Source organism: Pseudoalteromonas sp. NZS71, assembly GCF_015864715.1.
Taxonomy (GTDB): domain Bacteria; phylum Pseudomonadota; class Gammaproteobacteria; order Enterobacterales; family Alteromonadaceae; genus Pseudoalteromonas; species Pseudoalteromonas arctica.
The window spans coordinates 69,458-84,296 of record NZ_JADYWS010000012.1 but is presented as its reverse complement, the minus strand read 5'-3'; the positions used below and the strand labels follow the sequence as shown (position 1 = coordinate 84,296).

The 14,839-nt window shown below is 36.6% G+C and carries 14 protein-coding genes; 11 read left to right on the top strand and 3 right to left on the bottom strand.

The annotated features are described in order from the left end of the window. Window positions 1-109: 109 nt before the first annotated feature. Window positions 110-1,411 carry an integrase family protein gene (locus tag I6E85_RS09865; protein ID WP_138489285.1) on the top strand — a complete coding sequence of 434 codons (1,302 nt, stop codon included), beginning with the start codon at window positions 110-112 and terminating at the stop codon, window positions 1,409-1,411. Between the two features lie 93 nt (window positions 1,412-1,504). On the opposite strand, the gene I6E85_RS09860 is transcribed toward I6E85_RS09865, so the two are convergent. Continuing rightward, entirely contained in the window at window positions 1,505-1,717 is a 213-nt protein-coding gene (locus tag I6E85_RS09860; RefSeq protein WP_138489284.1) for a hypothetical protein, read from the bottom strand. Window positions 1,718-2,179: 462 nt separating this feature from the next. Between I6E85_RS09860 and I6E85_RS09855 the strand changes: the two genes are divergently transcribed. The 9 genes from I6E85_RS09855 to I6E85_RS09815 all read left to right on the top strand — a co-directional run bounded on the left by I6E85_RS09855 (window position 2,180) and on the right by I6E85_RS09815 (window position 10,759). Continuing rightward, window positions 2,180-2,779, top strand: a complete 600-nt coding sequence (locus I6E85_RS09855; RefSeq protein ID WP_306790320.1) for a TIGR00725 family protein — start codon at window positions 2,180-2,182, stop codon at window positions 2,777-2,779. Next, window positions 2,776-3,744 carry a hypothetical protein gene (locus I6E85_RS09850; protein WP_197236911.1) on the top strand — a complete coding sequence of 323 codons (969 nt, stop codon included), beginning with the start codon at window positions 2,776-2,778 and terminating at the stop codon, window positions 3,742-3,744. Before I6E85_RS09855 ends, I6E85_RS09850 begins: the two co-directional genes overlap by 4 nt. A 16-nt stretch (window positions 3,745-3,760) precedes the next feature. Continuing rightward, the gene (locus I6E85_RS09845; protein WP_231621039.1) at window positions 3,761-4,534 is read left to right on the top strand and encodes a polysaccharide deacetylase family protein; all 774 of its coding nucleotides are present in this window, start codon (window positions 3,761-3,763) and stop codon (window positions 4,532-4,534) included. Beyond that, a complete protein-coding gene (locus I6E85_RS09840; protein ID WP_197236909.1) occupies window positions 4,527-5,207 on the top strand; it encodes an arylamine N-acetyltransferase in 681 nt (226 codons plus the stop codon). The genes I6E85_RS09845 and I6E85_RS09840 overlap by 8 nt, the downstream gene beginning before the upstream one ends. Beyond that, window positions 5,207-6,691 carry an asparagine synthase-related protein gene (locus tag I6E85_RS09835; RefSeq protein WP_197236908.1) on the top strand — a complete coding sequence of 495 codons (1,485 nt, stop codon included), beginning with the start codon at window positions 5,207-5,209 and terminating at the stop codon, window positions 6,689-6,691. The genes I6E85_RS09840 and I6E85_RS09835 overlap by 1 nt, the downstream gene beginning before the upstream one ends. Further along, window positions 6,688-7,938 carry a nucleotide sugar dehydrogenase gene (locus I6E85_RS09830; RefSeq protein WP_197236907.1) on the top strand — a complete coding sequence of 417 codons (1,251 nt, stop codon included), beginning with the start codon at window positions 6,688-6,690 and terminating at the stop codon, window positions 7,936-7,938. Before I6E85_RS09835 ends, I6E85_RS09830 begins: the two co-directional genes overlap by 4 nt. Next, entirely contained in the window at window positions 7,935-8,777 is an 843-nt protein-coding gene (locus tag I6E85_RS09825; protein ID WP_231621038.1) for a M20/M25/M40 family metallo-hydrolase, read from the top strand. Before I6E85_RS09830 ends, I6E85_RS09825 begins: the two co-directional genes overlap by 4 nt. Beyond that, window positions 8,752-10,014, top strand: a complete 1,263-nt coding sequence (locus tag I6E85_RS09820) for a hypothetical protein (RefSeq protein ID WP_197236906.1) — start codon at window positions 8,752-8,754, stop codon at window positions 10,012-10,014. The genes I6E85_RS09825 and I6E85_RS09820 overlap by 26 nt, the downstream gene beginning before the upstream one ends. A gap of 352 nt (window positions 10,015-10,366) precedes the next feature. After that, window positions 10,367-10,759, top strand: a complete 393-nt coding sequence (locus tag I6E85_RS09815; protein ID WP_197236905.1) for a hypothetical protein — start codon at window positions 10,367-10,369, stop codon at window positions 10,757-10,759. A 1,031-nt stretch (window positions 10,760-11,790) separates the two neighbouring features. On the opposite strand, the gene I6E85_RS09810 is transcribed toward I6E85_RS09815, so the two are convergent. After that, entirely contained in the window at window positions 11,791-12,645 is an 855-nt protein-coding gene (locus I6E85_RS09810) for a hypothetical protein (RefSeq protein WP_197236904.1), read from the bottom strand. 61 nt (window positions 12,646-12,706) lie between these two features. Next, window positions 12,707-13,540 carry an AAA family ATPase gene (locus I6E85_RS09805; protein WP_197236903.1) on the bottom strand — a complete coding sequence of 278 codons (834 nt, stop codon included), beginning with the start codon at window positions 13,538-13,540 and terminating at the stop codon, window positions 12,707-12,709. A 957-nt stretch (window positions 13,541-14,497) separates the two neighbouring features. On the opposite strand from I6E85_RS09805, the gene I6E85_RS09800 reads away from it, so the two are divergent. Continuing rightward, window positions 14,498-14,695, top strand: a complete 198-nt coding sequence (locus I6E85_RS09800; RefSeq protein ID WP_197236902.1) for a hypothetical protein — start codon at window positions 14,498-14,500, stop codon at window positions 14,693-14,695. Window positions 14,696-14,839: the final 144 nt, after the last annotated feature.

Genomic DNA, 14,839 nt, shown 5'->3' with positions numbered 1-14,839 from the left:
TTAAATTTTTGAAAATATAATTCATCAAAGCTTTATTTTATAGCTTTTCTATTAATTGAATTTGTGTACACTATCGTGTGCAGATAAAAGATTTGGTGTGTACAAAAAAATGAGTTTAACAGACAGTAAATTAAAAAAGTTTCTTAATAAGTCACATGATAAGCCTTTTGAGCTTGCAGATCGAGACTCGCTTAGTATACGAGTCTCCCAGAAGGGTAAAATTGCTTGGCAATACAGGTTCAGATACAACGGAAAGGCCGACAGACTTTCGCTTGGAAATTACCCTGCAATTTCGTTGTCACAAGCTAGAGCTTTGGTTCCTGACTTAAGGCAGTGTATTCAAGAAGGCAAAAACCCTAAATCTGTAATGGGCAAGAGTCGTCAGGCTAAAAGCAAAAAAATTATGACTCTCGAAGGTTTGTGCTTAATGTGGTTAGAAAAAGTTTCTGCTATTGAACACAAAGAAAACACGCAAGCAACTCATGCCACAACTGTAAGAAAGTGGATTTTAAATGAACCTATAAAAAAGCCGCTAAAAGAGAAGTGGGTCAAGAAAAACCTTAATATGCCGTTTGATGAGATCACTAGTCAAAATTGGATGGATTTTTTTGAATGGGTAAAGTCTGAAAAAAGCGCCAACATGGCAGGCGTAGTCTTTAAACTATTAAAATCTGTTATTACCTGGGGTGTTAAATGGGAGTTAGTATCAAATTCAAACCTACTACTATTTAAAGTAAAAGATGTAGGTAAAGCCCCTAATGTTGGGGAGCGAACTCCCAGTTTATACGAAGCAGCCATGATGTGGTTAGAAATTGATAAATCTAAAGCTCTACCACAAACAAAAATCTGTCTGAAACTTATAATTTTGCTTGGCGCTAGAAATAGCACAGTGCGTAATATGAAATGGGAAGACTTAGATTTAGTAAATATGATTTGGACTATCCCTGTGCCTAAGGGGCAAAAGCAAGCAACTCGGCGGGGAGCTCTTGAAGGCGATGTGAGCTCTCAAAGGCCAGAAAGGCATCCAATCCCAAGCAAAGTCAAAGAACTGCTAGAAGAAATAGCTCTTATTTATGGAAAAACGGGGTATGTTTTTAAAGGTGATGGTGACAACAGCAATAAAGAAATTACTACCCATGCTTTAAACCGTTTTTGCACAAGGATGTCTTCTAAACTATTTATGAAGCACCAAATATCTAAAATTGTTCCGCATGACTTTAGGCGCATGTTACAAACTACGCTCTGTGAAATTGATTCAAAATGGTTAGTAATAACAGAGCGTATGTTAGGCCATAAACTCAAAGGGACTATGAAGCACTACAACAAAGCCGATTATTTAGATGAGCAATTAGAGGCTTATGAACTACTTTGGTCAAAGTTAAAGGTAGAAATTGAAAAAATTAATAGCTAAATAATGCTGTTATTAATAAGAGCTACAAAAATAGATGTTAGTAGCTCTTATTAAATTAAAGTTAACTTTACTAATTTTAATTGCCGGCAATAACTAACCCGCCTGACCCAAAATATACTCTTCAACTTGTGCGGTAATAAAAATTCTCTTTCTGTGATTCTGTAAAGGCTTAGGGAAGCCATGCTTAAACTGTGAATTGTCTTGATTGCTTTGAGTGTAATTGTAATAACTAGTTCTAGACATATTTAAAACTTGGCATAGTTGCTTCAGTGACATAGTAGGGCCGAATAATTCAGATAAGTTCATTTTCTATCCTCACATAAAGTAATTTTTCCTCGCCCTAAGTAGGTTTTACCCAGGCGAACTTTTGTGATTCTTTGCTAATTTCTTAAATTAATTTTGAATCGGCTTAAGTAGTTTCGGCTTATACGAACTATGGCGATTTGCATAAAATTATTTAAATTAATTTCGAATCAGCTTAGGTAGTTTCGGCTTAAACAAACTATTACGGTTTACAGAAAAAATATTTAAATTAATTTCTAATAGCCTTAGTTAACGTTTTGTGTGCGGTTTTAGATGGCTAGGGCTTTGTCATAATTTACGTTAAATTTAGGGGGCATAATTGAGCAATTAGATTTGCTGCTAACTGAGGCTATATTTTTTAAGATTAGGCTTCCTATTTAGTAAAAAAGGCATATCAAAGTCTTTCTTCCAATCAAGCCTGTTCAAGATTACTTAAAAAATGCGTTTTTCTATTAAGATTATTGATTGATAAAGAATGGATTAGGTATAATTCTCTTTTTTACAGGGAGTAGTAAGTTGTCATTTCCTCAGGTATCTGTCATCGGTAATGCTAAGATAAAATCGCCTCAATTAAAGGATATGGCTGAGGCCGTAGGCTTAATTATTAATGAGCTTGGCTTTCATCTGGTTTGTGGTGGTTTGGGTGGCGTAATGGAAGCCAGCTGCAAAGGGCATAAATCAGGGGCTGAACCAAGTCAAACAATCGGCATACTGTCGTCTCTTAAAGAGGATACAGCAAATAAATACACTGATATTATTATACCATCTGGGTTAGATATTGGTCGAAATCAGCTAGTTGTATCTAGCGGATTTGCCATTGTCGTTCTGGGTGGTGGTGCGGGGACCTTAAGTGAAATAGCTTTAGCATCCCAAATAAACAAGCCAATACTTTTGATGAAAGGCTCTGGAGGCTGGGCTGACAAATTGACCGATGAGTATTTGGACCAACGTTGTAATTCAAAGCTTTATCATATTAGCAGTTTAGATGAATTAAGAATAACGCTTCAAAAATTGTCTTTGCTTGAGTCAAAAAGCGGTTCTATAGACAGTGGTCATAATCGATGAAATTACTCATCCCAATAAGTTACTTTTTCGGAAGTCCAAAAAGTGAGTTGTGGCAATTAGATACAGAGACAAAGAAAAGGAGTTTATTAGCCACCCTACCTTCCTCTGAGAGAGATGTTGCAGGCAAAGGTTTTACCAGTGTTACATGGATTAGCAATGACTTGCTTGTGGGTTGTGATTTTAACCGTGTATTTATTATTGACCGTAAATTATGCGAGTTAAAAATAATAAATACAGACAAACAATATAATGATTTACATCATGTTAGCTTTGATGGTCACTTAATTCATATAGCTAATACAGGGCGTGATTGTATCGATGTTTTAGACAATCAATTACAGTCTGTTAACCGATTAGAGTTTCTTCCAACAGAAGAAATATCATCAAGGATTAAAGGGGAATATAAAGCTCAAGGTGATTATTACGATCATGAAGCGATAAATATTGATTTTCACCTACGTAAGGTGCCTGATGCTCTGCATATCAATCATGTGATCAAAGTGGGTAAAGAACTTGAAAACAAAGTTATCGTAACAAGTTTTAAAAAAAAATGCTTAATTGACGCTAAAACTCTAGAGCCACTCAGTAATAAATTACCTGAACAACCCCATGATGGCTTTATTGACAAGAAGTATATTTGGATAACCACTGTTTCAGGGAAAGTGTTTCGTTCTAATCTATCGCTACCTTTTAATTTTGAATTGTTTTTTGATCTATTTCGGGTAGCAAAGTTCAAAGGGTGGTGTCGAGGTTTATTAGTTGCTAATGACGCTTTATTTATTGGGGTCACTGCTATTCATAAGGAAACTAATCGGACAAACTGGCTTAATAGTCCAGTAAAGAATACTCGCACGGGAGTTTATCAGATCAATTTAGCTTCTTTAGATATTGAACACTTCTATGATTTTAGCCACACAAACGGTTCCCGTATATTTTCATTAGTCAGTGATAATTTTGATGGATAAGCAACCAAGGATTTACATGTTTCATCGTGTCCTTAAAAATTACGATGAAAAGAACTATTACTATCAGCGACAAACAGGCATTAGCTGGAAGAAGTTCATCGAACTGCTTGATACTATAGAGAAAAAAGGTTGGAAAACTAAGCCAATTTCTGCATTGGCGAAAGGATATACACATAACGATGTATTTATTACTTTCGATGACGGATATAGAGATAATATTTGTGTATTTGATGAATTAATTAATCGTGGAATGATCGCTACAGTTTACCCTGTTAAAGATTTTGTTTTAGATGGTTTTTCTCCGATTGATGATATGGCTCTTCACTTGATGTCGACACCGAATATACCTAAAGACCTTAGTCGATCATTGCTTGGTGGGCGATTAAAAAGAATATTACGAGGTATAACAGCCTCGAGATATAGGTATCTCCGACAACGTTTGTTTGGCATAGATGTGGATGCGGATTCTACTCATTTATTTATGAAGGAGCATCATCTAAAACTGTACAATAGCCAAGGAATTGAACTGGGTATTCACGGGTGTAGCCATAGGGCATTTACCCAACTTTCTCCAAGAGAGCTAAATAAAGAGTTAACTGAAAATTTTAATTGGATCAGAGGATTGGGATGTAGAGAAACGATGTCTATTTGCTTCCCTCATGGTAAACATAATAAGAAAGTAATTGAGCAAAGCCAGCTATTTGGCTTAATTCTTTTAGGTGTCGACTGTGAGAGCTTTTATCCATCAGTTTTAAGGAGAATACATATTACGGAAGATTATTGTGGGTGAACATAATGCTAAGCTTTGCGCATTGCTCAAGAATCAATTAGAGACTTTTCCATTTCACAACCTAGGCCAGTTATTGGGGAAGAAGGTTATTAATGGGGGGACTTGTTTTGATCACGCACTAAGCTTGCATTCCCACATAGCTAGAATGGGTCTTAAAGCTACATTACATGAGGCTGAGGTTTGCATGACAGGTTTAAACACACATCGTTTGATCCGAGTGGAGTCTTCAGACAAGGTTAGCTTTTTAGATTCTGGTACGGGCTGGCCAACTATATATCAGGCTCATATTTGCGATATCTATCGAGAGTATACATCAGCAGGAATACGCTTTCGAATTGTCAAAGAGTCAAACAAGCTTCTTGTCAAACGACACGATGGTCGACAATGGCGTGATATGAACCGTATTCCATTAGTTGCTCAAAATGAAGAGATTATATTATCCAAATACCCTAACAGGTATCTCCAACAACTGCCTTACAGCCAAGAACTTCGGTTTTGCTGGTTAATGAATGAAAAGTTTTATCGAATTACAGGTTTCTGTTTAGCTGTACATGAAGCAGGAAAAAATACTCAAAAATACAGCCTAACACCGATAGAGCTTTTGAGTTTTGTACAGAGCAGTTTTCCCGAATTGATTTCGGACTTAAAAATATATCTAGAGAGTATTAGTTGATGTGCGGGTTTGTTGTAAGTGTCACTGAAAGACAATCTAATTTAAATAAGAAAGTAGGAAAGGATATTCTATCTCGGGGCGAAGACCACTCTAGCATAGAAACCATTCATTTTAATGGAATACCTATACATTTTGAATTTTCGCATTTATTTATAACTTCTCCCCAAGTTGTTCAACCACTACAAAGTATGTCGAAAATTTTAGTACTGAATGGTGAGATATATAATTATCAAGAATTGGCTGAGATACTTGGTCTCGAATTAAATAAGTTTAATGATGTAGGTATTTTTTTTGAGTATATAGAGCGTTACGGTTTGACTCAGGCCATGACGATGGCAAATGGAATGTACTCTGGTGTTCTTTTCGATAAATCAACGGGAGATTTGAGAGTTTTTACAGATCATGTTGGTAAAAAGCCTTTGCTCGTTTGGAATAGTAGTATGGGATGGCATATAGGAACGGGCGTTGATACTGATTATATAGATACATACACTAATACGTTAGATGTAATCTCCCCTGGAGTATCAAAGTTTGATATAAAAACTGGGGTAGTATCCAAAGAATACCTCCATCAATACACTGTGACCAATAAACGAAGCTTTGTTGATATTATAGAAAGTGCTATTGCACTTCGAATCCCTAATGATATCCCATTCGCTGTAGCTTTAAGTGGTGGGCTAGATAGTTCGATTATTGCTTATATTTTAGAGACAAGATTAAGCAAAAGTGCAAGATATTACGTCGTGGCTGACAGTTATCCCGATTCAGTTTTGACGTTACTAGAACATCTAAAGGTTTGTCCTAGCCGTGTCGTTTTAATTAAGCCACCGACACAAAGTGAGCTCTTAGGATTAATTAAAAAAACATGCGAAATTACAAAAAGCTATAACCCTTCAATTATATCAAATGGACTAGCAACATTATTACTCAGTAAGGCTGTACAAGCAGACGGTATCCGCGTTTTGTTATCAGGTGAAGGTGCAGATGAGTATTTCTGTGGTTATCAAGGAATGTATAATGGTCGTAATGACCCTGAGAAAATGAGAGCTTGTTTGATTGAAAACCTCCATTACACGGAATTGAGACGCTTAGATCTTATTACTGCCAGCCATAGTATAGAGGCTCGTTGCCCATTTTTAGATAATCGCGTCACTCAGTTTGCATTAACACATGACGTTCAAGATCTTTGCGACATTTCTTTGAACGTGGGAAAAACAATACTAAGAGATACATTTAAACATGTATTACCCAACTCAATAATTCATGCTCCTAAAGAGCCTTTCGATATTACCTCAGGTTTGCAAAAAATGGTTATAGATGAATTAAAGAAAATATCTACGACAGAAAGAACAGCATTAAGATCCATTTTTGAACAAATTATGGATAACACTTCTATAGCTAATCATCATTACTTCTCCCATTACCCAACTTTTGACACGATGATTGAACGACGTGAGCTTAAATACAAGCAGAGGGATATATGAAAGATAATCAAGTGGTTGCAGTCGTTGGGCTAGGGTATGTCGGCTATCCGCTAGCAATAGCATTTGGTCAGCATATCCAAACAGTAGGTTTTGACATAAACGAAACTAGAATCTCTGAATTACATGAAAGTAATGATCGCACCAATGAAAGCGATATTAAGTTAGTTGAAAGTGCTGAGCATTTAACTCTGTCTAATGATCTAGAGTGTATTCGAAGAGCGAATATATATATTGTCACTACACCGACTCCAGTTGATAAGGCATACCAACCGGAGTTAAGTGCGGTATTGAATGCTGCAAAGATGGTTGGCTCTGTGATTTCAGCTAACGATATTGTTGTCCTAGAATCTACAGTATATCCTGGTGTTACAGAGGGAGTGTTTGCTTCTGAAATTGAAAAAACAAGTGGATTGCTGGCAAATATTGACTTTCAGCTAGGGTACAGCCCTGAGCGAATTAATCCAGGAGATGAGCTTCATCGCTTACAACATATAGTAAAGGTTGTTTCTGCCACAAATACATCTACTTTAGAAATATTATCTCAATTATATGAACTTATAGTTCCTGCTGGAGTGTTGAAAGCTGAGTCAATAAGAACAGCTGAGTTATCTAAGTTAATAGAAAACACCCAGCGTGATGTCAATATTGCATTTATAAACGAAATGTATCAGCTATCGGACAAGCTGAAATTAGATTTTAACAATGTATTAGAATGCGCCAGTAGTAAGTGGAATTTTCTAGACTTTAAACCTGGGTTAGTTGGTGGACACTGCGTTGCTGTTGATCCGTATTACTTAATTCATTCTCAGGTTATGAATGGAGTTGCACCTCGTATAACAAATACAGCTCGGCAAGTTAACGGGGATATGGTTACTTACGTTGCAAATACATTTTTGAAAAAGTTAATTCGGGCTGGCCTATCACTACCTTCCACAAGAATATTAATCTTGGGTGTGAGTTTTAAACCCAACTGTCCTGACGTTAGAAATTCTAAACATTTTGAAGTTATAAGAGAATTGATAGATTTTGGAGCAAAGCCACTTATTTACGACCCAGTTGTTAAGTGGGAAGATACCCAAAACTGCATTGTTGAAGAACAAATGCCTACAGGCCCTTTTGATGCGATATTGTTGCTTGTACCTCATGATGAAATTGTTCGCGATTTACGACTCAAGGGGGCCTCTCTGATACATGAAAACACCATCTTCTTCTCTTTAGACTCACAATATACAGATTTACTGAAATGACTATAGAATTAACAGAATATAATAAATTCATCTCTATGGCCTCAATTGTTGGGGATTCCCTAGGTAATAAAAATGCTATTGATTTTGTTACTAGCTTCCTTGAAGGTTTAGGCTTCGATATTCGGATTTCAAATACTAAACATACAGCTCAGCCAACAATAATAGCGCACTATTCAGGACGATTATGTGATAAAAAAATAGTCATTTATGGTCATTATGATGTTGCACCAGTGAAAAGTGAGAATAATTGGGTCAGTGAAAATCCATTCTTATTAAAACGTATCAACGGTCGTATTTATGGACGAGGAATAGCCGATAACAAGGGGCCTCTGTTATCCCGGATGCTCGCTATGAAATCATTAATATCATCGAAAAAAGCAATCCCTGAAATTATGTGGTTAATTCAAGGTGAGGAAGAAATTATGCATGGGAATAGAGTTGCCTATGATATTTTTAAGCATGAGATAAGTTCATTTGGTGCGAATACTTTCATTGAAGAAACAGGGTTTAATAATTTAGATACAGGATCTCAAATTGCATTTCTATGGTCGCCTTCTCTGACTGGTTTACAGTTATCTTCGTGGCATGATTTGCTAAATCACAGCTTGGATAATCCGAATATCGAATATCGTCATCTAAATAAGCTAAACGGCATCAAAGCTTGTCCTCTTCTAGCCAATTTGCCGAAAGACTCTGTTTATATTGGGTTTGGTCCTAATGATCGCTTGCATAATATCCATCAAGATAATGAATCATTAGATGAGAGTAATCTTTTAAAGCACCAAAAACAATTTGAAAATTTTTTAGCAAATTATGCGTCGTATAGCCATGCAGTCTAACAACATCATTAACGTGGTATTGGCCAGTGCTGATATAGATGTGGCAAACAGTTTGTTGAAAAGCATGCATCAAGCGTTACCTAGTTTTGAGATTAAAGCGTCCATCTTATTATTTGGTATAACAGAACCAAGAAAAATTTATCAGTTTTGTCGTCCAGTTGAAATAATAGATATAGTTACGTACTACCCACCTATTGTGGATAGTCGAAATATCTGCCAAGCACACCTTCGTCGTAAAATGAACGAATTTGGGGGGATCGGATTTATACTTGATGATGATTTATCTTGGACACTACCTGAAAATGAATTTATTACTGTGCTTGAAAAATTGAAAAAAGCGGGCTGTGATATGGCTTTTAGTGCGCTATCAGGTGATTCACCTATCCCAAAGGAATATACTCGAACAAGCCCCTTACTTGATGTTTTGATAGCCATTGCAGCCCAATATAGTGACTCTAAAGCTATGAAAATAAAAGAGTATGTTGCAAAGGTAGATATATCTGAAAAAATCGAAAGTAATATTAATACTCATCATGACTTTTATACTTTTACCCATAAAAAATTTCATAAATATGATGTGGATATAGCAACTATCAATTGGCATGATTTCATCGTTCGATTAGTAAAGGGTAAATCTACAACCCGAACTACACCAACACCAATTACAATAACGCTAGCAAAAGGAAGAGAGCGGGGTGGTGCAACACTTATACTAAATGTTGATGTATTACTTTGTAAAAATGATGCAATGCGCTATTTGAATTTATATAGTCGCCGCAGTGATATGATTATGGCAACGGATGCTGTGAATTATAACTTTAAACTATTTAATACTCCGCCTATGTTAAAACACCTTAGAGATGAAGCATTTGATACTCATGATAGTAAAAAGTTAATAGGCGATATCCTTGGGTATGCACTTGTTGAATCTAAAGAAGGAGCTAATTTTTGCGCGAAAAAATTTGCGACAAATGTATCTCAACGAATTGAACATACAAAATTTTTACTTATGGAATCATCAAAAATGATGGAGTTACTAGATGTATGGTTAAAAAATAATAATTATATTGAATTGGATGTAAGTAGCTTGGTTAAATCCATGATTGCAGAAAATGAGAAAACTTACTTAGCGCTTACATCTATTGACTTAGGAGTTGTTAATCAGTCTTTCAATACATTTATTTATAATAGAATTAACTATTTAAAGTCTGATGAAAGTACTGAGCTAGCTTGTTAGTATTTCGCTCCTCAGAATAAAGTGCCTTTTAGGGATCATTAAGCCGCATTTAAGGTCTTAAAGTGACTTATTGGTCACTTTAACTACCGGCGGTTATATCAAAAAAGTTAAGTCTTTTTTTACTTAATCTACTTTTTAGTTTGTTTAACAAGCTTAATTAGAATTATTGTCAACACAGCAGCCGGTAATAACCATACAAAATCACTCATCTTAAATTCTCAATATTTGAAGTAGTACTTCAACCTTAATGATTTTGATGTGTTTTGCAAATTTCAGTCGTTTATCTATTACCTTTCAATTTTTCTCCTCACTTATGCCTAGTTAGTTTAAGGACAAATAACTAGGAAAAACCATGAAAGACCAAAAATCGCCGTTTATACGTCAATATGTACGTGCTAGTAAATCACCGTGGGATGACAGCTCTACAATTTTGCTATTAGCTGATGTCGTTGATAAGCAAGCACTAGAGCTGGGCTTCACAAATTACATTTATTTACACCGAGATAGCGTGGGGAGTGTTTTGGGTATTAGTATTTCTCAACAGTTGTTAACTGCTAACCCTGAGTTTTCAGAGCGGTATTTGGAAGGTGTTGAGATGCATGCCTTTTTACTTATACATATTGAAGACATAACAAACTTCTGCAATTTTTTCTCTGCAGAATTTGAGCAACTGTTTATGCTAAAACCCAATGAGTATTTTGCAGCTGCAGAAGACAGTTGGTTACGGTTAATAGAAAGCTCATAAACTCTGGCGAGCCTCTGGGCTCGCTTTTTTATACTTCAATCTGAGTTTTTAACTTCATTTTTTTTATTATCCTTTACTACTATGTATGCAAAGCCAATAGTGAGGACTATCGCTGGAAAAATCATCATTAAAAATTCAGTCATAATTACTCTCCGACTATAAGTTATTATTAATAATAATGTTTGACGTGTACTTTGCAAGCTTGGATATTTTTCTGATTTCAATAAAGAAAATATTTGCGAAGATTAAATTTATCTTTTAAAAAGTTGCATTAGCACAATAGAAAAGTAGTGGCTTGAAATATATTGAAAATATACAAACTCTAAGTGAACTACTGGGTACTCTTTATAATTCCCCTGCAGCGAATGTAATTATTAATGTAAAGCCATAAACATACCTGCATATCCATTACCCCAAAAAATTGCACTCAGCTTGTCGCTATACAAGCTACATGATCTGAAGAGCCAAAAGGTGATTCACTGCACATCAAATGAACCTCGTCATGCTATCTACTCAGTAGATGGTTGTGCAGGGGGAGGGCAATATAGCGATTGACCTGGCGGTAGGGCACGAATGCGTTGTCTTAATCGCATAATGTAACCTGACAAAATAACAAAGAGAGCGAACTAAGTTCGCTCTCTTTTATTTTTGTGATTGGTTTTTAAAGTAAGTCGAAAAGGCTAATAAATCCTCTGCTATGTACTTATATAAAGTGACAGGACAAAAAGGACAATAGCTATGACGAAGAAGAAATGGATTGAGTTTATCGCTAACGCTATAGCAGAACTATTTAGTATGTGTGGCTTTATATTTATTGCCTTCGGTTGGCTTTACTATAATGGGCTAATAAATAAGACCTATTTAATATTATCTACTACTCAATCTTTTACGCTCACTGTAGCAGCTTGCTATATAGGGCATTTAACATTTAAAACAATTGCGCTGTATTGTAGCCGCAATAAAAAACACTAAAGCATCAAACGATGCTTTTTTTATGAGGTAAACATATTATTTCACGTGCATATTTCGGCTTAGATATAAAACAGCGCTGTAATTTCATCACAAAATTTTGTGCGATACACAATCGCAGATTCTAGTAACGCAGCATCTTCGAGAGTCATAAATGGTTGTTGGGTCTTCTTATTTATACGCTCTGGGAGCTCTGTCATTAACTGAGTGTGTAATCTTTTTACATCATCAAATATTTGCGTAGATTGTGAAAATATAAATACCTGTTGGTAATGGCCTGCTTTAAGTGAAGTCAGGTACTTGAGTAAAATTGTTTGTCGCGCGGCTTTATTCTTAAATGAATTCTCAATCTCGATGGCAACCACAGCTCTATCTGGTAATACAGCAACACCATCTACAATCCGCGCACTGCTTTGGTTATATAGTCGTTTAAATTCTGGCTCAGATAAAAATCCTGTCCATAGCGGCCTGTAAACGCCATCTGAGGTATGGTTATGTAATCCGCGCAGGGCAATAAATGCATTCATTAAGTCGTGCATTATGTGGTTGTGGTTAACCTGCAGTGCGGGGTTTGATTTTGAGCGAAAGTAAGTGTCAATGCTGGTTTGCTCCTGTGCATATTTAGCTCCTGAGTAAGTTGGAATATAAACCCGCCCATCAGGGCTTCTATGTGTAGGGACCATCGTTAACAGCTTTTCACCCACTAACTTATTTAAATGGGCAAGCGCTTGAGGTTGACTAATATTATACAGCCAGCGAATAATCACTGGCGCGACAATAGAAAACCTAACCGCAATAAGGACTGTTAGAGCAGTACGGTTTACACCCTTTTGATAGTTGTTAGCACCTACGTTATATCGCATGTTAATATCAAAATAGCGGGCGTATTGGTGAGTATAGTCGTTATCGTTTTGCATTCGTGTTCACTAAATCAGGAGTCATAATTTATATAACTCCCGAGCATGCAAAATTGCTCGCTTATTTAGCGCGAATCATCAAAAATCGCCCATCGTTATATATATCACCAAACGCGATACTCATAAGTTTTTCACTACTGGCGCCGTTACGTGATTTAGACTGCGCTATATCAACCACAGTCACTGAATTGGTGCTGGCTTTTAAATCTTTTGTTGCAATGAGCACATTATCAACTGCACGCGCAATTTCAGTATGGCCTCGGTAGTTTTTGCCTGTTTTATCTGTGTGGTGAAGTATCAAAATTGCCTTTCCTTCGCTTCGCAATGCGTCAATGCATTTGTTGTAGTAGTTCCAGTCGTTTTGATTGAGCTCCTCTGCGGATGTATACAGTGCGGATAGGTTATCGAAAATCACTACATCGGCCCATTCAATATCACTGGCGAGTGCATCAAAACCGTCAGGTGTTGCAAGGTCAGGTATTCCTCCTGGAATACTTTTTCTATGAATTACTCTAAAAAATGGGTCACCAGGCCCAGCGCTTATCGCGTTAAAAATATTGCCAAAACGTGTTTGTATCTGATGCAGACCTAATTCAGCATCAATATACAAAACTTTTTTAGCTTCGCACGGCTCATTACCAAAACTAGTAGTGCCAGCAGCAACACACGCAGCGATATACTGAGAAATATAGGTTTTTCCAGAGCCAGCTCCGGCAGCAAGTAGCGTAGCCTCTCCGGCAGTTAATATCGAAGGCACAATGATGCATGGTTGAGGAATATCGGCCTGAACAATACTAAGCACGCTATCGGATCTTCTTAATTGGTGTAATGGCTTAGGTGTGCTTGTTGATTCACTGTTTTGTGAAAATTGTTGGGTATGTTTTTGGTCATTCATATTTATAAACTCCTATGGGATTGCGATATTTCGGAATTTCTAAATAGGATGTCGAAAAACGAACTAATTGTGTTTTAAGTAAAATTATCCAATTTATTTTTTATTTTTATTAAGCGTGTTTTTAAACGTAGAAAATTTGTATGAATTAAACTTATAAAGTAAGGCCTCCTCTTAAAGAGGAGGCCTTACTTTATAAGTTATTCTTTATTTCAATTAGGCAAAAATATTACGGTATTCATTGCAAGACGTTGTGCGTTTGCTCTTTTAATGAAACGAGGGATGAAACCATTGAGAGAAGCCGCTTTCAGCGGATGGCTTCGTCGCTTCGCTACTCAACCATAGGGCCTAAAACGCACGCCAGCTCTGATGTTGCTCCGCAACGAGCTGACTCGACGCGCTATCGCACTAGCGTTGTAGACCCAGCGCGAATGCACCGAGCTACGCTCAGTACTACCCGCCATCCTGCCGCTACAGACAATGCGATGGGTGCCCCATTATCCGCATTTTTCTTCGCTTTTATTTTCTACGAAAATAGATGGTTCGATATCAATTTGTGCCAAATCTTAATCGAATTTCGCTGATGCGAAACACTATCGCGGGTAGTACAGACCAGCTGTACATTCGCGCTGTCTCCATGTGTCTGCGGCTTCGCCTACAACACATTACGCGCTTGTTGGCCTCATTCTGAGGCGTTTTTTCTTGCAGTTTTTCGTGCCGAAAAATGCCATTTTAAACCTGTCTTGCAGACAAAAAACAGCCTTTAAAATAAACTAATTAATGTGTTTTTTAGAAATGAATAAAGGGTTTTTACTTAATAAAAAATTAGGTGAAGTAAGAGGAGGGGTAACTACTTATGCAAACGGTTTGTTGCTGAGCTGCGCAGTCAAACAAGTTTGATTTTTATCACGAATTCATTAAATTGTGAAGTTGTAATTAATGATTAATAAGGTTTAAAAAATGAAAAACGACGCTAATGATATTGCTATTAATCCCTCAACAGGATTACCTATTACAAATGCGAGCGCTAATATCGTTGATGTTGGTGGCAATGTGGTGGGCCAGCCTAATAGAGTAATGAATGTTTATGAAATTGAAGAATCGATAGCGGATTCAAGCAATGATGAATGTTTTGATGCTTTTGATGACGGCTTTTAATGCCCAAAATTTTAAAGGCTTTTAGCCAATACCAAATAGAAATTGTCTATTCGATTATTGCATTTAGTGGCTCAGCGTTACTGTTATTAAAGTACCAATCGACTCAAAACTTTGCCTGGTTTATCGCTCTAAGTTTGTTTTGCA